General features: G+C 71.8%; 20 protein-coding genes. 5 read left to right on the top strand and 15 right to left on the bottom strand.

From position 1 onward, the window contains the following. Positions 1 to 213 precede the first annotated feature (213 nt). From OG344_RS18875 to OG344_RS18855, 5 genes are all read right to left on the bottom strand, one after another. Entirely contained in the window at positions 214 to 777 is a 564-nt protein-coding gene (locus OG344_RS18875; protein WP_405084213.1) for a transposase family protein, read from the bottom strand. Between the two features lie 139 nt (positions 778 to 916). Further along, positions 917 to 1,318, bottom strand: a complete 402-nt coding sequence (locus tag OG344_RS18870) for a ClpX C4-type zinc finger protein (RefSeq protein ID WP_405084212.1) — start codon at positions 1,316 to 1,318, stop codon at positions 917 to 919. A gap of 109 nt (positions 1,319 to 1,427) precedes the next feature. Continuing rightward, the gene (locus OG344_RS18865; protein WP_405084211.1) at positions 1,428 to 2,858 is read right to left on the bottom strand and encodes an MFS transporter; all 1,431 of its coding nucleotides are present in this window, start codon (positions 2,856 to 2,858) and stop codon (positions 1,428 to 1,430) included. Between the two features lie 76 nt (positions 2,859 to 2,934). Beyond that, positions 2,935 to 3,420 carry a MarR family winged helix-turn-helix transcriptional regulator gene (locus OG344_RS18860; protein ID WP_327044601.1) on the bottom strand — a complete coding sequence of 162 codons (486 nt, stop codon included), beginning with the start codon at positions 3,418 to 3,420 and terminating at the stop codon, positions 2,935 to 2,937. Between the two features lie 52 nt (positions 3,421 to 3,472). Continuing rightward, entirely contained in the window at positions 3,473 to 4,060 is a 588-nt protein-coding gene (locus OG344_RS18855; protein ID WP_405084210.1) for a TetR/AcrR family transcriptional regulator, read from the bottom strand. Between the two features lie 84 nt (positions 4,061 to 4,144). Here OG344_RS18855 and OG344_RS18850 point away from each other — a divergent pair, with 84 nt between their 5' ends. Continuing rightward, positions 4,145 to 5,125, top strand: a complete 981-nt coding sequence (locus tag OG344_RS18850) for a zinc-binding alcohol dehydrogenase family protein (RefSeq protein ID WP_405084209.1) — start codon at positions 4,145 to 4,147, stop codon at positions 5,123 to 5,125. Between the two features lie 34 nt (positions 5,126 to 5,159). Here OG344_RS18850 and OG344_RS18845 read toward each other — a convergent pair whose 3' ends face one another. Next, a complete protein-coding gene (locus tag OG344_RS18845; protein ID WP_405084208.1) occupies positions 5,160 to 6,113 on the bottom strand; it encodes a DMT family transporter in 954 nt (317 codons plus the stop codon). On the opposite strand from OG344_RS18845, the gene OG344_RS18840 reads away from it, so the two are divergent. The 4 genes from OG344_RS18840 (at position 6,112) to OG344_RS18825 (ending at position 9,930) form a co-directional block, all read left to right on the top strand. Then, positions 6,112 to 7,506 carry a PLP-dependent aminotransferase family protein gene (locus tag OG344_RS18840; RefSeq protein ID WP_405084207.1) on the top strand — a complete coding sequence of 465 codons (1,395 nt, stop codon included), beginning with the start codon at positions 6,112 to 6,114 and terminating at the stop codon, positions 7,504 to 7,506. The genes OG344_RS18845 and OG344_RS18840 overlap by 2 nt on opposite strands. A 222-nt stretch (positions 7,507 to 7,728) precedes the next feature. Continuing rightward, positions 7,729 to 8,274: a CGNR zinc finger domain-containing protein gene (locus OG344_RS18835; RefSeq protein ID WP_405084206.1), complete on the top strand. Its 546-nt coding sequence runs from the start codon at positions 7,729 to 7,731 to the stop codon at positions 8,272 to 8,274. 38 nt (positions 8,275 to 8,312) lie between these two features. Next, a complete protein-coding gene (locus OG344_RS18830) occupies positions 8,313 to 8,915 on the top strand; it encodes a GNAT family N-acetyltransferase (RefSeq protein ID WP_150936814.1) in 603 nt (200 codons plus the stop codon). A gap of 142 nt (positions 8,916 to 9,057) precedes the next feature. Then, on the top strand, positions 9,058 to 9,930 hold the full coding sequence (locus tag OG344_RS18825) for a 1,4-dihydroxy-2-naphthoate polyprenyltransferase (RefSeq protein ID WP_405084205.1): 873 nt from the start codon (positions 9,058 to 9,060) through the stop codon (positions 9,928 to 9,930). Positions 9,931 to 10,027: 97 nt separating this feature from the next. Here OG344_RS18825 and dapB read toward each other — a convergent pair whose 3' ends face one another. The 9 genes from dapB to OG344_RS18780 form a co-directional block, all read right to left on the bottom strand. After that, positions 10,028 to 10,765: a 4-hydroxy-tetrahydrodipicolinate reductase gene (gene dapB / locus OG344_RS18820; protein ID WP_327044594.1), complete on the bottom strand. Its 738-nt coding sequence runs from the start codon at positions 10,763 to 10,765 to the stop codon at positions 10,028 to 10,030. 152 nt (positions 10,766 to 10,917) lie between these two features. Then, positions 10,918 to 12,228, bottom strand: coding sequence for a M16 family metallopeptidase (locus tag OG344_RS18815; protein ID WP_405084204.1), 1,311 nt, complete (start codon positions 12,226 to 12,228; stop codon positions 10,918 to 10,920). Beyond that, the gene (locus tag OG344_RS18810) at positions 12,225 to 14,570 is read right to left on the bottom strand and encodes a polyribonucleotide nucleotidyltransferase (protein ID WP_327044592.1); all 2,346 of its coding nucleotides are present in this window, start codon (positions 14,568 to 14,570) and stop codon (positions 12,225 to 12,227) included. Before OG344_RS18810 ends, OG344_RS18815 begins: the two co-directional genes overlap by 4 nt. A gap of 282 nt (positions 14,571 to 14,852) precedes the next feature. Beyond that, a complete protein-coding gene (gene rpsO / locus OG344_RS18805) occupies positions 14,853 to 15,122 on the bottom strand; it encodes a 30S ribosomal protein S15 (RefSeq protein ID WP_150936800.1) in 270 nt (89 codons plus the stop codon). A gap of 160 nt (positions 15,123 to 15,282) precedes the next feature. Next, entirely contained in the window at positions 15,283 to 16,227 is a 945-nt protein-coding gene (locus OG344_RS18800; RefSeq protein WP_327049540.1) for a bifunctional riboflavin kinase/FAD synthetase, read from the bottom strand. A gap of 127 nt (positions 16,228 to 16,354) precedes the next feature. Continuing rightward, a complete protein-coding gene (gene truB, locus OG344_RS18795) occupies positions 16,355 to 17,242 on the bottom strand; it encodes a tRNA pseudouridine(55) synthase TruB (protein WP_327044591.1) in 888 nt (295 codons plus the stop codon). Continuing rightward, on the bottom strand, positions 17,239 to 18,291 hold the full coding sequence (locus OG344_RS18790; protein WP_405084203.1) for a bifunctional oligoribonuclease/PAP phosphatase NrnA: 1,053 nt from the start codon (positions 18,289 to 18,291) through the stop codon (positions 17,239 to 17,241). The genes truB and OG344_RS18790 overlap by 4 nt, the downstream gene beginning before the upstream one ends. Further along, entirely contained in the window at positions 18,288 to 18,800 is a 513-nt protein-coding gene (gene rbfA / locus OG344_RS18785; protein ID WP_405084202.1) for a 30S ribosome-binding factor RbfA, read from the bottom strand. Before rbfA ends, OG344_RS18790 begins: the two co-directional genes overlap by 4 nt. Before the next feature lie 47 nt (positions 18,801 to 18,847). Further along, positions 18,848 to 19,147 (bottom strand): DUF503 domain-containing protein, encoded by a 300-nt coding sequence (locus tag OG344_RS18780; protein ID WP_327044588.1) that lies wholly within the window; start codon positions 19,145 to 19,147, stop codon positions 18,848 to 18,850. Positions 19,148 to 19,181 lie beyond the last annotated feature (34 nt).

The raw sequence follows: 19,181 nt of genomic DNA, 5'->3' as shown, positions 1-19,181 counted from the left end.
ATTCACGGGCAAGCGCACCCTCGGACGACCAAAGGGGCGAACCGGCGGTGAGCCGCTCCCACCAGTCGTCATCGCCCGCACCGTTCGAACGAGGGGAGCACTCAGGATCAGTACCGAACAGATCCATCACACCTCCCAAATACATTCGAAAATCTGTATCGATTTTTTCACATCAGCTCACCGTGAACACCCCTGCATAGCGATTTGTTGGCGTCACAGGTGCGCGCGGAGCCGGAAGACCTGAGCCGCGCCAGCGAAAAGCGGTTGGTTGCCCTTGAGGATCAGGACGTCGGGGGCGTGAAGCTCCGAGGTGATCAGGTGGGCGGTTGCAGGGGGTCCGCGGCGTGGGGCCGATCCACCGACCACGTCGGTGACGTATCCGCTGACGGCCGTGTCCAGGGCGTCGGCGTCCAGATCGGCGAGCACCCGCCGGAAGGTCCGCTCACTGGGGATGACGAACCGGCCGGTAAAGGGGTCGGGATAGGCGCCCAGGCGACGCAGGTGCTCTTGGGAGGTCCCGGCGGCCCACTGCCAGATCGCCGTCGTGCTGTCGCCGCCGACCACCAGGGTCGCGCACGCGGTCAGGGCCAGGATCACCACCAGGGGATGGCGCCGTCCGCGATGTGACCGCCGGCCGGGAACCTTCGAAAGCCTGCCCACCAGCGCCGGCTCTGTCGCCGCCGGGTCGGTGGCCAGTTCGGCCTCCCCCGTGGCCAGGTCGGCGAGCTGGTCAAGGCGACAGCTGATCAGGATGATGAGGGCATGAGCGCGGCGCAAGGCGCGGGCCGGTACAGATCGTCCGCGTGGGGAGCTTTGCGGACTTCAATCCGAAAGCTATCGCCGAACGCTGTACTGGCCGCCGACTGTGCGAGATCGCCTCGGCATGCCGTGCATGTCCCCTCAGCATCCGGGCGTGTCACTCCTCCCCGGAGAACCGCTCCCAGGCGGACTGGCGGGTCATGCCGAGGGCGGCGCCGATCCTGGCCCAGGTGACGCCCCGGTCACGCAGCCGCTGTACCCAGACCCGCAGGTTCTCCTCCACCTGCGCGCCCACGGCCGCGATGCGTGGAAGGAACTCCAGGATCTGCTCATCGGTCATGCTCTCGGCGTACGGGATCTCCGGGGCCTCGGCCGACTGGGCGGCCTGAGCGGACTGAGCGGACTGAGCGGACTCGGCCGCCAGGATCTTGGCACAGAGCCCCACGCACTCGTTGCAGATGTGGACGCCGGGACCGGCGACCATCTTCTTCACCTCGGTCTTCGACTTCGAGCAGAACGAGCAGCGGATGTCCTGTTCCGACAGAGAAGGTGCCAGCATGTCATCCTCCCAGTATTCGTTGTCAGGCGTTCCCTGACGAGCGATCGCAAGAGTACGCCGTCAGGAACCGCCTGACAAGGCATCCCGGATCAGCCGGGCGAAACTGCGGTTACGTCCGCTCGGGCTGGAGCTCCACCTCGTGCCCGACGCCTGCCCGAGACCGCCGCAGGACGAGGAGCCCGGCCGCGAAAGCGGCGACCAGCAGGACGAAGGACACGGTGAAGGCCAGCCGGTAGCCTCCGGCCAGCGCCACCGCCCCGCTCGCCCCGTCGGCCAGCAGGCCCTCCGTACGCGACGCGGCCAGGGTGGACAGCACCGCGACGCCGGTGGCCATCCCGATCTGCTGAGTCGTGTTGAACAGTCCCGAGACCAGACCCGCGTCGTCGGCGCGGGCACCGGACATGCCGAGCGTCGTCAGCGCCGGGAGCACGAGGCCGCCGCCCATGATGAGCACCATCACCGGGAGCAGGTCGGTCACGTATCGGGCGTCGACGGGAACGCGGGCGAGCCAGCCCATCGCGCCGATCAGCAGCGCCAGACCGGCCAGCAGGACGCCACGCGCGCCGAAGCGCATGGTCAGCCGGGGGTAGACGAACAGGGATACCACCGCGATGGACACCGCCGCCGGAAGCATGGCCAGGCCGGTGCCGAGCGCGTCATACCGCAGCACCTGCTGCATGAAGAGCGCGACCACGACCTGGAAGGCGAACATGGCGCCCAGCGCCAGCACCTGCACCAGGTTGGCCCCGGCGACGGCGCGCGAGCGGAGGACCCGCAGCGGCATGAGCGGGGTGCGGGTGGTCGCCTGACGGACGAGGAAGGCGGCCAGCGACACGACGGACGCCACGCCGAACCACAGGACACCCGCGCCGTACCGCTCGATCTGGACCACGCCGTAGATGCCCAGCATGAGCCCGGCCGTGACCAGCAGGGCGCCGAGGGCGTCGGCGCCGCCCGACAGGCCGGGCCCCCGTTCCGCCGGGAGCGCCCGCACGGCCAGCGCGACGGTGACCACGCCGATCGGGATGTTGATCAGGAAGATGTAGTGCCAGCCGAGCGCGTCGGTGAGGACGCCGCCGAGCACCGCGCCCAGCGACGCTCCGGCGGCGCCGGTGAAGCCGAACACCCCGATGGCCTTGGCCCGCTCCCCCGGGTCCGTGAAGGTCGTCACCAGGATGCCGAGCACGACCGCGGTGGCCATGGCGCTGCCGACGCCCTGCACGAACCGGGCGCCGATCAGCGTCGCCGGATCGCCCGCCACCCCGGCGAGCAGGGACGCGACAGTGAAAACCACGTTGCCGGCCAGGAACACGGCCCTGCGGCCGAGAAGGTCGCCCAGGCGCCCGGCCAGCAGGAGCAGCCCTCCGTACGCGATGAGGTAGGCGTTGACCGTCCAGCTCAGGTCGGCGGGCGCGAAACCGAGATCGCGCTGGATCGCGGGCAGGGCCACGGTGACGATACTGCCGTCGAGGATCGTCATCAGCATCGCCGTGGACAACACGCCGAGCGCCAATCGGCGCGAAGGGGATATGCGTGACATCGGTCGCCTCCTGTTCAAGGGGAACAGGAAGGACCGTAGCAGATAGTTTTGTTGCAGACTATCTATAGATGACCGATCACCCTCGCTGGCGTGCCCGGCGCACGGCCTGGGGCGCCTCCGCCGGAGTGGCCAGATGCCCCGCGACCAGGAGGTTCAACGCCCGGACGAGCGCCTCCGCCTCCTCCTTCGGCAACGACTCGAGCGCGGCCCGGTGCACCCCGTCGACGATCTCCTGACTCCGCTTCGCCACCTGCGTGCCCTTGTCCGTGACCGCGACGATGCGGGCCCGCCGGTCGGCGCTCGACGGGCGGCGCTCGGCGAGGCCGGCCTTCTCCAGGGCGTCGATGGTGACCACCATCGTGGTCTTGTCCATGTCGCCGATCTCGGCCAGCTGGATCTGCGTGCGCTCCTCCTGCAGCGCGTGGACGAGCACGCAGTGCATGCGCGCGGTCAGCCCGATCTCCGCCAGCGCCGCCGCCATCCGGGTCCTCAGCACGTGGCCGGTGTGGTCGAGCAGGAAGGACAGATCGGGTTCAGTCCGCGAGGGCGCCATGGCGGTCATGACCTCAGGCTACCAATTCGTCCGGTTCGGGATTATCTCCAAGGGACCGGCGTCACCGCAGGAGGGACTCCGCCATCGCGCGCATCCCGGCGGCGACCCGCTCGACCTCCCCGGCCAGGAGCAGCCGCGCGACCCCCTCGTTGTGCAGCGAGCCGACGAGGACGTGGGCGACGAGATCGGCGTCGAGATCGGGCCGGGCCTCGGCGACCAGCGACGTCACGTGCGCGTGCCAGGACAGGTAGACGGGGTTGTCCGTGAGGCGCCCCTCGGCGTGCCGCCGGGTCGCCAGCGCGTGGTCGTGCGCCGTGATCAGTCTCCCGTTGCGGGCGGCGACCCCGACCACCGCGTCGAGGAAGGCCCCCAGACGGTCGCGGGACGGCGCACCGGGACCGAGCGGAGGCGGACCACAGGCGACGGCCTCGCCGAGGGCGCGCACCCGCTCCTCCATCAACGAGCGCATGAGGCCGACCCTGCTGCCGAAGCGGTGGAAGACGGTGCCCTTGCCGACGCCCGCCGCGGCGGCGATCCGCTCCATCGACACCTCGTCCGGAGCATGACGGCGCAGCAGTTCCTCCGCGGCGCCGAGGATCGCCCGCCGGTTCCGCGCCGCGTCGGCGCGCTCCGCCCGCTGCTCGCCCATCCGGGACTCCCTGGTGACAACTGGACCTCTGGTCCGTACAGTAGCGGCGACAGAACTTGACCGATGGTCCAGTTAGGAGCGTTCATGCGCGCGATCGTGATGCACAGGACCGGGGACCCCGAGGTCCTCACGCTGGAGGAGGTGCCCACTCCGGTGCCGGGCCCGGGACAGGTGCTCGTCCGCACGGAGGCCGTGGGCGTGACCTACTACGAGATCGCGATGCGTTCGGGGCTCTTCCCCATGTCCCGGCCGCTCCCCTCGGTCTTCGGCTTCGAGGCGGCGGGCGTCGTGGCCGAGGTCGGCGAAGGGGTGGACGATGCAGGGGTGGACGGCGGCCTCACCGGCCGCAGGGTCGCGATCATGAATGCGACCGGCGACGGCACGTACGCGGAGTACGTCACGGCCGCCGCCGACGCGCTCGTTCCCGTGCCGGACTCCCTGACCTCGACAGACGCGGTGGCGGTCGCCGTCCAGGGCGCCCTGGCGATGACCCTCCTGCGTACGGCCGGTCTCACCGGGACGGAGACGGTCCTGGCCGAGGCGGCGGGCGGGGGCGTCGGCGGCTACCTCACGCAGCTCGCCCGGCCCATGGGCGCCGCCCGCGTCCTCGCCACCGGGGGCAGCCCGGCCAAACGCGGGCTCGCCAGGGAACTCGGCGCCGACGACGTCTTCGACCACACCGACCCCGGCTGGACCGAACGGCTGCGGGAGGCGGGCGGCCCGGTCGACGTCGTCTTCGAGTCGCTCGGCGGCGTCTCCGCCGGGCGGGTTCTCGACGCGATGACCCCGGGCACCGGGCGCATGCTGCTGTACGGCCTCCTCGGCGGCCCGCCGGCCGTCACGCCGATGGACCTGCTGCAGCGCGGCCTGACCCTCGTCGGCTGCGGCGGACCGGAGCCCTGGCTCTCCCGTGTGCTGGCCGCCCGCGCGGAGGTGCTGGACCTGGCGGCCCGAGGCGAGCTGCGTCCCCAGGTCGACTCGGTGCTGCCCCTGGCCGACGCCGCCGAGGCCCACCGGCGCATCGAGGCGCGGACCGCCGTGGGCAAGGTCGTCCTCGTGCCGTGAAGCCCAGCGCCGTGAAGCCCAGCGCAGTGAGCGCTCAGGAGGTACGGCGGCCGGCCTGGGTGGCGGCGACGCACACGAGGACGGCCAGGGCCGCCGTGACAGTCGCTGCACCGATCTCCTCGTTCAGCAGCAGCCAGGCCCACACCAGGTTGAGCAGAGGCTGAGCGAGCTGGATCTGCCCGGCGCGGGCTATCCCGCCCATGGCGAGCCCGGCGTACCACGGGACGAACCCCAGGAACATCGACACCAGCGCGACGTAGGCGAACCCGGACACTGACGCGGCCGAGGGCGCCATGGGTGTGGTCACCGCCAGGACCACCGTCACCGGGACGGTGACCGGGGCCGCGAGCACCAGGGCGTACGAGATGACCCGCCAGCCGGGCGTCTCCCGCGCCAGCCTGCCGCCCTCGGTGTAGCCGACGGCGGCCGACAGCAGAGCGAGCACGAGCAGCACGTCGGCACCGGCGAGGCGGTCGGTCCCCCGCGTCAGCGTGAACACGGTGATCGACAGCGCGCCGGCCGCGCAGGCGGCCCAGAACAGCGGCCTCGGCCGTTCCCCCGCCCGCAGCACCGCGAACACGGCCGTGGCCGCCGGGAGCAGGCCGATGACCACCGCCGAGTGGGCCGTGCTCGCCCCGCTGTTCAGCGCCAGCCCGCTGAACAGCGGAAAGCCCAGCACGACGCCCAGCACGATCAGCGCGTACGGCCTCAGGTGCGCGCGGGGCGGCAGGAGCGGCGCACCGGCGGCCCTGAGGCAGATCACCGCGACGACCGCCGCGACCACGGCCCGCCCGATCGCGACGAGGTACGGATCGAACCCGCGCATCGCGAACGCGGTCGCCGGCAGGGACCCCGAGAACGACAGGACACCCGCCCCGGCGAGCAGGCTGCCCCGCCACTCTCCCCGCCGTTCTCCTTGCCGTTCTCCCCGCCGGGGGCCGCGGCCCGCTATCGGCCGGATATCGATAGCGCTATCGTTGTATTTCATGAATGACGATAGCAGTATCGTCCGGCTCGCCGCGATCCTCCGTACGGAGACGGAACGGGCCCGGCCGGGCGAACGGCTGCCGCCGAGCAGGGAGATCATGCGCCGCCACGGCGTCGGCCCGGTGACCGTCTCCCGGGCCATCGCCCAGCTCGCGGCGGAGGGACGGGTGGTCACCCGGCCCGGCGCGGGCGTGTTCGTCGCCCCGGTCCGGCGGCCCGTCGCGGACGCGCCCGACTCGTCCTGGCAGACCGTGGCCCTCGGCGACCGGGTCGTCGACGACTCGGCGGTGGCCGGCCTGCTGGCCCAGCCCGCCGAGGGCGTCGTGCCGCTCACCGGCGGCTACCTGAACCCCGGGCTTCGCCCGGTGCGGGCCCTGGCCGCCGCCGCGGCGAGAGCCGTACGCCGTCCGGAGGCGTGGGGGATGCCGCCCGTGAACGGCCTGACGGAGCTGCGCCGATGGTTCGCGGCGGAGGTCGGCGGCACGGTCACCCCGAACGACGTGCTCGTCGTCAGCGGCGGCCAGTCGGCGCTCACGCACGCGTTCCGGGCGCTCGCGGCGCCGGGCTCGCCGGTCCTGGTCGAGACCCCGACCTATCCGGGCGCGCTCGCGGCGGCGCGGGCGGCCGGGCTGCGGGCCACGGCCGTGCCGCTCGACGGCGAGGGTGTACGGCCCGACCTGCTGGCGGAGGCCTTCGCCATGACCGGGGCGCGGGTGTTCTACTGCCAGCCGACGCTGCACAACCCCACCGGCGCGACCCTCGGTCAGGAACGCAGGGAGCAGGTCCTGGCCGTGGCGCGGGCCGCGGGCGCCTTCGTGGTCGAGGACGACTACGCGCGTTATCTGGCGACCGGTCCCGTCCCACCGCCCATGGCGGCCATGGACGCGCACGGGACGGTGGTCCACGTCCTGTCGCTGAGCAAGATCACCTCACCGAGCCTGCGGGTGGCGGCGCTGGTCGCGCGGGGACCCGCCGCGCACCGGCTGCGGGCCTCGCAGCTGGTGGAGTCGTTCTTCGTCGCCCGGCCGCTGCAGGAGACGGCACTGGAGTTCCTCGCCTCCCCCGCCTGGCGCCGCCACCTCGGCGCGGTCCACCAGGAGATCGGCGTACGGCAGGCCGCGCTGCTCGCCGGGCTCGCCCGGCACGCGCCCGCCGCCGGGGTGCGCCCGGCGCACCCCGGCGGCCTGCACACATGGGTATGGCTCCCGCCCGGCACGGACGAGGCCGAGGTGACCGAGGCGGCGCAGGCGAACGGCGTGCTGGTGAGCCCCGGACGGATCTACTACCCGGCCGAGCCTCCCGGCCCGCGGCTGCGACTGACCCACACCGCCCCCGTCAGCCTGGCCGAGCTCGACGAGGGTGTGCGCCGCCTCGCCGCCGTCCTCCCCCGGTAACGTCACCGGAGCCACCGGACCCGGCGGTCCTGCCGGGGCGCGCGGGCGTCGTGCGACAGGCGCTCGCGGCGCTCCTTGTTCCGCAGCGCCAGGTAGGCCAGGTAGCTGATTCGCATGGCTTCCTCCTCCACCGGAATGTCAGACACCAGTGTAACGCTTATGGTGGTGTTGGTATTTCGCGACCTCCGACTGTCGTACAGTGGTCACGAGGGGTGATCGATCATGACGGGCCCGGCGGAGCTGCTCCGCGACTTCGTTAACACCTACGACGTCGAGGGAGACGCCGACGAGCTGGCATCGCCGGCCGACCTGTCCGTCTGGCTGCGCGAACGCGGGCTGACCGGCGACGGCGATCGGGCCTCCGACGAGGACCTCGCGGTCGCCGCCCACCTGCGCGAAGGGCTGCGCGCCGCGCTGCGCCACAATCACGACGGAGGCCCGTACGACGGGCCGGTGGGCCTGGAGGCGGCACTGGCCGGCCTTCCGGTGCGCGTGACGCTCTCGGGGGGCACGCCCGCGCTGGAGCCCACGGCGTCCGGCGTCGCGGGCGGCCTGGCGCGGCTCGCCGCGCAGATCCCGGCGGCCCACGCCGACGGCACCTGGTCGCGGCTCAAGGTCTGCGCCGAGAGCACGTGCCAGTGGGCGTTCATCGACTCCTCGAAGAACCGGTCTCGCTCCTGGTGCTCCATGCGCGTCTGCGGAAACCGCACAAAAACCCGGGCATATCGGGCACGACGCCAGTTGGACGGCACGGCGAGGCCCTCCTGACCAGTACGGTGTTACAGGCTAAGAAAGGAGCCCGCCGAATGGGTGTGAGAGCTGCCCGCCTCGAGGACGTCGACGCGGTGACCAGCACCCAGATCCGGGCGTGGAAGGCGGTCTACCGCGACTTCCTGCCACCGGTCCCGCTGGAGCACATGACGGGTCCGGCGGCGGAGAAGATGTGGCGCCGCCAGTGGGAGGAGGCGATCCTCTCGCCGCCCACGCCGCGTCACCGCCTGCTCGTCGCCGTCGAGCGGGTGGTGCCCGACACCGACGCGTTCACCGCGCTCGGGCCAGGCGGGATTCTGGCGACCGCGGCGCAGCGCGCGTCCGACCGGGTCGTGGGGCTGGCGTCGCACGGGCCCGCCGAGGATCCCGACCTCCATCCGGCCACGACGGCCGAGTTGATGACCCTGCTCGTCGACCCCAACCACATCAGGCGCGGGCACGGCAGCAGACTTCTCAACGCCACCGTGGACCACCTCCGTGAGGACGGCTACAGCACGGTCGTGACCTGGGTGTTCGCCGATAACCACCAGATGCTCGGCTTCCTGGAGTCGGCCGGCTGGGGCGAGGACGAGGCCGAGCGCGTGCTCGACATGGGCCGCCCGATCCGGATGATCCGCCTGACCACCGACATCAGCTGACCGATCGCGCCCGCCCCGCCCACCGCCCGCCTTCTGCCCGCCGCCCGTCCCGTCCGCCAACCCCGCTGTCGGCACTCCGCAGGGGATTGGCCAGACTGGTGACGCCTTCACCGGCTACGCAGAGGTAGGAAAAGGGAGTCACGTGGCCACCCCAGCTCAATGGTTAGCGGGCGCACGCCCCCGCACGCTGCCCGCCGCCGTCGTCCCGGTCGCCGTCGGCACCGGCGTGGCGGTCGCGGAGGACGGCGCGGTCTGGTGGCGGGCGCTGCTCGCCCTGTTCGTCGCGCTGGCGCTGCAGATCGGCGTCAACTACGCGAACGACTACAGCGACGGCGTCAAGGGCACCGACAGGGACCGGGTCGGCCCGCTGCGGCTGGTCGGCTCGGGTGTCGCGGCGCCGAAGCGGGTGCTCGCCGCCGCCCTGGCCTGTTTCCTCGCCGCCGCGGTCGCGGGGCTGGTGCTGGTGGTCGCCACCCGCGCCTGGTGGCTGCTGCTGGTCGGCCTCGCGTCCATCCTGGCCGCCTGGTTCTACACCGGCGGGTCCCGCCCGTACGGCTACCGCGCGCTCGGTGAGCTCTCGGTCTTCGTGTTCTTCGGCCTCGTGGCCGTGGCCGGCACGACGTACGTGCAGGTGGAACGCCTGACCTGGCTGTCGCTCGCCGCGGCGGTGCCCGTGGGGCTGCTCGCCTGCGCGCTCCTCGTGGTCAACAACCTGCGCGACATCGTGACCGACGGGCCGTCCGGCAAGCGCACGCTGGCGGTGGTGCTGGGCGACACCCGGACCCGGCTGGCCTACGCGGCGACCCTGGTGCTGCCGTTCGTGTGCGCGCTCGCCCTGGTGCCGGTGCGGCCCTTCGCCGCGCTGACCGTGCTCGCGCTCCCCCTCGTGGTGACCCCCGTCAGGACGGTCCGCTCGGGCGCGACCGGCCCCGCCCTCATCGCGACCCTGCAGCAGACCGGGCGCCTGCAACTCGTCTTCGGCGCGCTGTTCGCCCTCGGTCTGGCCCTGTTCTGACCCCGGCGTTCTGACCACGGCGTTCTGACCACGGCGTTCCGACCACGGCGGGCAGGGTGGTCCCCTGCCCGCCGGGACAGTCTGGCTACAGCGCCGGCTACAGGTCGAGGAGGTGCTCCAGGCCCACGGTGAGACCGTCAAGGCCCCCGACCCGCCGTACGCCCAGCAGGACGCCGGGCGTGAACGAGGCGCGGCTCATCGAGTCGTGGCGGATCGTGAGGGTCTCCCCCTCCCCGCCGAAGATGATCTCCTGGTGCGCGATGAGCCCCGCGAGGCGAACCGCGTGCACGTGGACGTCGTCCACGGTCGCGCCCCGGGCGCCCTCCAGCGCGGTGGAGGTCGCGTCGGGCGAGGGGGCGAGACCCGCCTCGCGCCGCGCCCGCGCCACCAGTTCGGCCGTACGGCGGGCGGTGCCGGAGGGCGCGTCGGCCTTGTACGGGTGGTGCAGCTCGACGATCTCGACCGACTCGAAGTGCCTGGCCGCCTGCTCGGCGAAGTGCATCATCAGCACGGCGGCGATGCCGAAGTTGGGGGCGATGAGCGAGTTGGTCCCCGGATTGGCGGCCAGCCAGCCGCGCACGGTCTCCAGCCGTCCGTCGTCGAACCCGGTCGTGCCGACGACCGTGTGGATGCCGTGGGAGATGCACCATTCGAGGTTGTCCATGACGACGCCGGGGTGGGTGAAGTCCACCACCACCTCCGCGCCGCTCAGCGCGTCGAGCTTGTCGTCCTTGTCGACCTCCGCCACGAGCTCCAGGTCGTCGGCCGCGGTCACGGCCTTGCACACTTCCACACCCACGCGCCCTCGGGCGCCAAGAACACCGACCTTAATCACGCGCCAAGGCTATAGCGCCCGGCCGCCGCGACGGCGGAAGGGAGGGATGCACAGACCGCGAAAGGCCGCGTGCGGTGCGAGGGGCACCACACGCGGCCTCCACAGCCTGCGAAGCGGGCTCAGAACGGGCTCATGACAGCCTCACGACGCGCTCAGGCGATGGCGAAGCCGAAGTCCTTGTCGGCGTACGGCCCGATCACGGCGAGCGTCAGCGGCCGGTTGAGGACGTCCTGGGCGATCGCGGTGATCTCCTCGGGGGTGACCGCCTCGATGTGCCCAAGCACCTCGTCCACCGTCATGAGCCGCTCGTAGACGAGCTCGCTCTTGCCGATCCTGGACATGCGCGAGCCGGTGTCCTCGAGGCCGAGCACCAGCCCGCCGCGCATCTGGCCCTTGCCACGGGCGATCTCCTCGGGCGTGATGCCCTCGGCCAGGACCCTGCCCAGCTCGTCGCGGCAGATCTTCAGGACGTCGTCGATCTTCGAGGGCAGGCAGCCCACGTAGATCCCGAACTGACCGGTGTCGGCGTACTGGGAGGTGTAGCTGTACGCGCTGTAGGCCAGGCCGCGCTTCTCCCGGATCTCCTGGAACAGGCGCGACGACATGCCGCCGCCGAGCGCCGCGTTCAGGACGCCGAGAGCGAAGCGCCGGTCGTCGTTGCGGGAGACGGCGGTCATGCCGAGGACCAGGTTGGCCTGCTCGGTGGGCCGGTCGAGCACCCGCACGCCGCTCCGGACGTCGACGCCGGGCCCGCCGACGCGCGGCTGCGCCGGTGCGGCCGAGCCGCCCAGCGCGCCCGCCCGCTCGTACGCCGCCGCGACCAGCGCGACCACCCGCTCGTGGTCGACGTTGCCCGCCACCGACACCACGGTGCGGGGCGGGACGTAGAACCGCTGGTAGTACTCGTGGATGCGGTCGCGGGTGAGCGCGTTGACCGAGTCCTCGTTGCCGAGGATCGGACGGCCGATCGGCGTGTCTCCGTACAACTCGGTGGAGAACTGCTCGTGCACCACGTCGGAGGGATCGTCGTCGTGCATGGCGATCTCCTCCAGGATCACGCCACGCTCCGACTCCACGTCCTCCTCGGTGACCAGCGAGCAGGTCACCACGTCGGCGAGCACGTCGATCGCCAGCGGCAGGTCCTCATCGAGCACCCGGGCGTAGTAGCAGGTGTACTCCTTGGCGGTGAACGCGTTGATCTCACCGCCGATGCCCTCGATGGACGCCGAGATCTCCATGGCGTCCCGCGTCGGCGTGCCCTTGAAGAGCAGGTGCTCCAGGAAGTGGGTGGCCCCCATGTGCTCCGGGGCCTCGTCGCGCGAGCCGATGCCCACCCACATGCCGACCGCGACGCTGCGCACGGTCGGCATCGTCTCCGTCACGACCCGCAGGCCGCCGGGCAGGACGGTGCGGCGGACGACCCCCGCACCCTCCCTGCCCGGAAACAGCGTCTCGGTCGTCACGAGTTGCGCTCGTCCCGTCCGCCGCGGGTACGGCTGCGGCTGCGGCGCGGAGTCCGCGACTGCTCGTCCTCTCCCTCCGGCGCGGCGGCGGCCTCGGGGGCCGGGGCACCGGTCTCCGCGGCGCCGTTCTCCGCGGCGCCGTTCTCGGCACGGGCGTCCTTCTCGGCGGCCTCCTTCTCGACCACCTCGACCGGGACCAGCGAGAGCTTGCCACGCGAGTCGATCTCGGCGATCTCGACCTGGATCTTCTCGCCGACGTTCATGACGTCCTCGACGTTCTCGATCCGCCGGCCGCCGTGCAGCTTGCGGATCTGCGAGACGTGCAGCAGACCGTCCTTGCCCGGGAGCAGCGAGACGAACGCGCCGAACGCGGCGATCTTGACGACCGTGCCCAGGTAGCGCTCGCCGACCTCCGGCATGTGCGGGTTCGCGATGCCGTTGATCAGCGTGCGGGCGGCCTCGGCGGACGGGCCGTCGGTGGCGCCGATGTAGATCGTGCCGTCGTCCTCGATGGTGATCTCGGCGCCCGTGTCGTCCTGGATCTGGTTGATCATCTTGCCCTTGGGGCCGATGACCTCGCCGATCTTGTCGACCGGGACCTTGATGGTGATGATCCGCGGCGCGGTCGGGTTCATCTCCGCCGGAGCGTCGATGGCCTCCTGCATCACGTCGAGGATCGCCAGCCGGGCGCCCCTCGCCTGCTTCAGCGCGGCGGCGAGCACGTGGGCCGGGATGCCGTCCAGCTTCGTGTCGAGCTGGAGCGCGGTGATCAGGTCCTTGGTGCCGGCGACCTTGAAGTCCATGTCGCCCATCGCGTCCTCTGCGCCGAGGATGTCGGTCAGCGTGACGAAGTTCTCGCCCTCGCCGATGAGACCCATCGCGATGCCCGCGACCATCTCCTTGAGCGGGACGCCCGCGTCGAGCAGCGCCATCGTGGAGGCGCAGACCGACCCCATCGAGGTTGAGCCGTTCGACGCGACCGCCTCCGACACCTGCCGGATCGCGTACGGGAACTCCTCACGCGTGGGCAGCACGGGGATCAGCGCCCGCTCGGCCAGCGCGCCGTGGCCGATCTCCCGGCGCTTCGGCGAGCCGACGCGGCCCGTCTCACCCGTGGAGTACGGCGGGAAGTTGTAGTTGTGCATGTAGCGCTTGGTCCGCTCGGGATTGAGCGTGTCGATCATCTGCTCCATGCGCAGCATGTTCAGCGTGGTGATGCCGAGGATCTGGGTCTCGCCACGCTCGAACAGGGCCGAGCCGTGCACCCGGGGCACCACGTGAACCTCGGCGCTGAGCTGCCGGATGTCCTTGGGCCCGCGGCCGTCGATGCGGACGCCCTCGCTGACGACCCGCTCGCGCATCAGCTTCTTGGTCAGCGAGCGGAACGCGGCGCCGATCTCCTTCTCACGGCCCTCGAAGTCGGGCAGCAGCTTCTCGGCCGCGAGCAGCTTGACCCGGTCGATCTCCAGCTCGCGCTCCTGCTTGCCGGCGATCGTCAGCGCCGAGGCCAGCTCGCTCCGCACGGCGGCGGTGACGGCCTCCAGGGCGTCGTCCTGGTAGTCGAGGAAGATCGGATACTCGGCGGTCTCCTTGCCGGCGACCTCGGCCAGCTTGGACTGCGCGTCGCAGAGCACCTTGATGAACGGCTTGGCGGCCTCCAGGCCCTGGGCCACGACCTCCTCGGTCGGGGCGACCGCGCCCTCGGCGACCAGCTTCAGCGTGTCGCGGGTCGACTCCGCCTCGACCATCATGATCGCCACGTCGCCGTCGGCGAGCGTGCGGCCGGCGACGACCATGTCGAACGTGGCGCGCTCAAGCTCGACGTGGGTCGGGAACGCCACCCACTGGCCGTCGATCAGTGCGACCCGCACGCCGCCGATCGGGCCGGAGAACGGCAGCCCGGCGAGCTGCGTGGACATGCTCGCGGCGTTGATCGCGATCACGTCGTACAGGTGCTCGGGGTGCAGAGCCATGATCGTCGCGACGACCTGGATCTCGTTGCGCAGGCCCTTGACGAACGACGGGCGCAGCGGACGGTCGATGAGGCGGCAGGTGAGGATCGCGTCCTCCGACGGCCTGCCCTCCCGGCGGAAGAACGAGCCGGGGATGCGGCCCGCCGCGTACATCCGCTCCTCGACGTCGACCGTCAGCGGGAAGAAGTCCAGGTTCTCCTTGGGATGCTTGGACGCGGTGGTCGCGGACAGGATCATGGTCTCGTCGTCCAGGTACGCGACCGCGCTGCCCGCCGCCTGCTGGGCCAGCCTGCCGGTCTCGAACCTGATCGTACGCGTGCCGAAGGGGCCGTTGTCGATAACGGCCTCCGTGCTGTGGACACCCTCCACGGGGGACCTCCTTCTCGGATCGGTCTCCCGCGTCTCGGTTGCCGGGCTCCCCGTTCAGGTGCAGTGCCGGTCTTCGATCGAAGCGCCCGGTCCGTCCATACGGCTCTCGCCGTGCCGACCGGGGGCCACTACCGAGGACCGGCCCTCTCACACCGCGGGATCGCGCTGCGGCTTGCTTGCGGACGCGGGGCACTGTGTCTCGGCTGTTCAGTTGTCTTGCTCAGGCCATTGTGGCCTGTTTATGGAAAAGGAGCGGCGAGGAATCGCCGCTCCTTCCTCACCTTATCGGCGCAGGCCCAGCCGCTCAATCAGGGAGCGGTAGCGGGTGATGTCCTTGGCCTGCAGGTACTTCAGCAGCCGGCGACGCCGGCCGACCAGCAGGAGCAGACCACGACGGCTGTGGTGGTCGTGCTTGTGGGTCTTCAGGTGCTCGGTCAGGTCGCTGATCCGCCTGCTGAGAAGCGCGATCTGAACCTCCGGGGACCCGGTGTCACCCTCGGTGGTGCCGTACTCGGTGATGATGGTCTTGGTGGTAGCGGCGTCGAGCGACACTGCTTCTCCGTTCTGATGAGATGGCACGCGCGACACTTCGAGCCCGCGAACGACCGTGCGTGCCTACAGTCGCCGTGACAGACAGCCGGGGTGGAAAGCTCCACCGAACATGGCTGACATACAACCCTACCAGGTGCCGGCGGCGCTCCGTCGCGGTGTGTCACGACGTGAACGCGCGGGCCTGTGCCGTGTCCTCGTGCATCTGCTCGATCAGCGCCTCGATCGAGTCGAACCTGAGCGTGTCGCGCAGCCGCTCGCCGAAGTCCACCGCCACGTGCGCGCCGTACAGGTCGAGGTCGTCGCGGTCCAGCGCGTATGCCTCGACGGTGCGCTCCACGCCGTCGAAAGTGGGATTGGTGCCGATCGAGATCGCGGCGGGCCAGCGCTCCCCCTCGTACGGCGAGGGAGACTGGAAGCACTCCAGCCACCCGGCGTAGACGCCCTCGGCCGGGACGGCGGTGTTCTGCGGCGACTCGACGTTGGCGGTCGGGAAGCCGAGCGCGCGGCCCCGCTGGTGGCCGCGGACCACCACGCCCTCCACGCGGTGGGGGCGGCCGAGCAGGGCCGCCGCGCCCGCGACGTCACCGGTGGAGAGCCGCTCGCGGATCCGGGTGGAGGAGATGGCCTCGCCGTCGCTGACGAGCGGCACCCCCTCGGCCGTGAAGTCGTACTTCTCCCCCAGCGTGCGCAGCGTCTCCAGGTCACCCGCCGCCCGGTGACCGAAACGGAAGTTCTCCCCCACCACGACACCGGCCGCGTGCAGGCGGTCGACCAGCGCGGTCTGCACGAACTCGTCCGGCGTCATGCGGGAGAACTCCAGCGTGAACGGCAGCACGCACACCGCGTCGACGCCGAGCGAGAGCAGCAGGTCGACCCGGCGGGGTGTGGTGGTGAGCCGCGGCGGCTGGTGGCCGGGCCGGACGACCTCCTCGGGATGCGGGTCGAAGGTCACGGCCACGGCCGGCAGCCCGAGCTCACCGGCCATGCCGGCCGTTCGCGTCACCATGCGCTGGTGACCGAGATGGACACCGTCGAACACGCCGATGGTGACGACGGACCTGCCCCAGCCCTGCGGGACCTCGTCCAGCCCGTGCCAGCTCTGCACCTCGACCTCGCTTCGCATCCATGTGCCCCGCCTCCGGCGAGGCGGCCCGGACCGCCCTCCCGGACGCCCTCGCGCGCAGTAGACAGCCTGCCATGCCCGGGCGGTCACGCGGGAACCAGCCCCGGTTTCAGGAGACGAAGACCACCAGGGGCCGGGCCGCCCCGCCGCTCTCCTCGGCGAGCGCCAGCAGCGCGCCGTCCGGCCCGAAGACGCCGACCGGGCCGGGCCCGAGGCCCGCCGCGCGCAGCCGCCCGCCGTGCGCGACCAGCCGCGCCTCGTCCTCGGCCACGTCCCGCCGGGGGAAGGCCGCCGCCACCGCGTCGGCCATCGGCATGATCACGCATTCGCGGGCCAGGTCCTCGATCGTGCGGGCCGACTCGATGCCGTACGGGCCGACCCGGGTGCGGCGCAGCCGGGTGAGGTGGCCGCCGACGCCGAGCGACGCGCCGAGGTCACGGGCCAGCGCCCGGATGTAGGTGCCGCTGGAGCACGTGACGACCGCGTCCAGGTCCACCGTCTCCGGGGTCCGCCTGATCTCCCCGATCTCGAAGGCGCGCACCGTGACCGGCCGGGCGGCGAGGACGACCTCCTCCCCCGCCCGGGCCCGCTTGTAGGCCCGCTCCCCGTTGACCTTGATGGCGCTCACCTGCGGCGGCACCTGCATGATCTCGCCGGTGAGCGCGGCGACGCCCGCGCGAAGGTCCTCGTCGGTCACGTGGCCCGCGGGCGTGGTGGCGGTCACCTCGCCCTCGGCGTCGTCGGTGTTGGTCGAGGCCCCGAGGCGGATCGTCGCCTCGTACACCTTCTCGGTCAGCGCGAGGTGCCCGAGGAGTCGGGTCGCCTTCTCCACGCCGATCACCAGCACGCCGGTCGCCATCGGGTCGAGCGTGCCGGCGTGGCCGACCTTGCGGGTGCCGGCGACGCCGCGCATCTTGCCCACGACGTCGTGGGACGTCCAGTCCGCGGGCTTGTCCACGATGATCAGTCCGCTCGGCGGCGGGGGCCTTCTTGTCACGGCTCAGTCCTAGGAGGGGGCGGGGTGAGGAGCGGCGGGGTGAGGAGCGGCGGGGTGAGGAGGGGGCGCAGCGCGGCCATCGTGTCCGGCACCGCCAGCGCCGAGGAGAACCCCGCGGCCCGCGCGTGCCCGCCGCCGCCGAGGGCGGCACAGGCGCGGGCCACGTCCACCACGCCCTTGGACCGGGTCGAGACGTTCCAGCCGCCGTCGTCGTCCTCCTTGAGCACGACCGCGACCTCGGCCTCGTCGACCCGGCGCACGACGTCGATCACGCCCTCGACCTCGTCGTACGGCAGGCCCTCGGCGGCGCGGTCGGCGCGGCTCACGAAGGTCCACACCAGCCCGTGGCCGCCCGCGGCGTCCGGCTCCAGCGTGGCCCGTCCGAGCGCCGCGCCCAGCACCCGCAGATACGCGTACGGCGACCGGTCCCACAGCTCCCGGGCGAGCTCCTCCGGGCGGAGCCCGGTCTCCAGCAGCCGGCCCGCCATGGCGTGGGCGGCCGGTGTGGTGACGGAGTGCCGGAACGAGCCGGTGTCGGTCACCAGCCCGGCGTACAGGCAGGTGGCCACGGATCGATCCACCGGCAGCCCGAGCCGGTGGATCAGCTCCTCGACCACCATCGTGGTGGAGGCCGCCGAGGGATCCACCAGGTGGGCCGTCCCGAACCTGGTGTTCGACACGTGGTGGTCGATCACGACCAGTTCCCGGGCCTTGCCCGCGTGCGGCGCGAGCAGGCCCAGCCGCTCCATCGTGGACGCGTCGAACGTGATCATCAGATCCGGCTCGGCGGGGTAGGCCGCGGCCTTGACGAGCAGGTCCTGGCCGGGCAGGAACCGCAGCAGCCGGGGCACCTCGAGCACGCGGTCGCCGAAGGACGCGACGACCTTCTTCCCCGACCGCGCCAGCGCCAGCCCGAGGCCCAGCATCGAGCCAAGGGCGTCCCCGTCGGGCGAGACGTGGCAGGCCAGCGCCAGTGTGCCGGCGCCGTGGATGAGGTCGGCCGCCCGCCGCCAGTCCGGCTCGCCGATCGCGGTCTCGATCGCGGTCACCGGACGGAGTGTCCGGCGCGGTCGCCGGGCTCCTCCTCGGCAGTGTCCTTGCCCTCGGCCGTCTCCTCGCCCTCGGCCGCCTCGGCGTCGAGATCGTCCTCGAAGCGGTAGGGGTCGGCCTCCCCGGCGAACTCCGCGCCCTCGGCCTGCTTCGCGACCTCGGCGTCCTTCGCCCTGGCCAGCGCGAACAGGTCGTCCATGTGGCGGGCGTTGTCGGGGAGCGGGTCGTGCACGAACGCGAGGGTGGGGGTGTGCCGCAGGCCGGTCTGCCGGCCGACCTCGGAGCGGATGACGCCCTTGGCGCTCTCCAGCGCGGAGGCCGAGTCGGCCCGCTCCGCCTCCGAACCGAAGACCGTGTAGTAGACGGTCGCGTCGCTCAGGTCCGCGGTGACCCGGGTGTCGGTCACCGTCACGAACCCCAGCCGCGGATCCTTGATCCGCCGCTCCAGCATCTCCGCCACCACCTGCTGGATGCGGTCGGCCAGCTTCCTGGCACGCGCTGCGTCCATGCTCACGCTCCCTCGTATCTGTACGGCTGACGCGGGGGCCCGGCCGTCTATTCCTCGTGGTCGTTGAAGAGCCGCCGCCGCGCCGACAGCAGCTCGATCTCGGGGTGGTAGGCGACTACCCGCTCACAGGCGTCCAGCACCTCGTCGCAGTTCGCCGCCGACTCCGACACCACGGCCACGCCGATTTCGGCGCGCCGGTGCAGGTCGAGATGCCCCGCCTCGGCCACGGCGACGGCGGGAAAGCTCCGCCGGATCTCGGCGATGATCGGCCGGACCACGGAGCGCTTCTGCTTCAGCGAGCGGACGTCGCCGAGCAGGACGTCAAGAGTAAGTGCACCGATGAACATTGATGTCTCACCACGGAGAACACGCCCGACCGCC

It is taken from the genome of Microbispora sp. NBC_01389, from assembly GCF_045040095.1.
Classification (GTDB): Bacteria; Actinomycetota; Actinomycetes; order Streptosporangiales; family Streptosporangiaceae; genus Microbispora.
The sequence above is the reverse complement of the archived record's forward strand: the minus strand, read 5'-3'. Positions and strand labels throughout refer to the sequence as shown.

Coding starts and splice junctions, on each gene's coding strand:
- OG344_RS18870 (WP_405084212.1), bottom strand. CDS start 1,318: ATGCTGGCACCTTCTCTGTCGGAACAGGACATCCGCTGCTCGTTCTGC.
- OG344_RS18865 (WP_405084211.1), bottom strand. CDS start 2,858: ATGTCACGCATATCCCCTTCGCGCCGATTGGCGCTCGGCGTGTTGTCC.
- OG344_RS18860 (WP_327044601.1), bottom strand. CDS start 3,420: ATGACCGCCATGGCGCCCTCGCGGACTGAACCCGATCTGTCCTTCCTG.
- OG344_RS18855 (WP_405084210.1), bottom strand. CDS start 4,060: ATGGGCGAGCAGCGGGCGGAGCGCGCCGACGCGGCGCGGAACCGGCGG.
- OG344_RS18850 (WP_405084209.1), top strand. CDS start 4,145: ATGCGCGCGATCGTGATGCACAGGACCGGGGACCCCGAGGTCCTCACG.
- OG344_RS18840 (WP_405084207.1), top strand. CDS start 6,112: ATGAATGACGATAGCAGTATCGTCCGGCTCGCCGCGATCCTCCGTACG.
- OG344_RS18845 (WP_405084208.1), bottom strand. CDS start 6,113: ATGAAATACAACGATAGCGCTATCGATATCCGGCCGATAGCGGGCCGC.
- OG344_RS18835 (WP_405084206.1), top strand. CDS start 7,729: ATGACGGGCCCGGCGGAGCTGCTCCGCGACTTCGTTAACACCTACGAC.
- OG344_RS18830 (WP_150936814.1), top strand. CDS start 8,313: ATGGGTGTGAGAGCTGCCCGCCTCGAGGACGTCGACGCGGTGACCAGC.
- rbfA (WP_405084202.1), bottom strand. CDS start 18,800: ATGGACGCAGCGCGTGCCAGGAAGCTGGCCGACCGCATCCAGCAGGTG.
- OG344_RS18780 (WP_327044588.1), bottom strand. CDS start 19,147: ATGTTCATCGGTGCACTTACTCTTGACGTCCTGCTCGGCGACGTCCGC.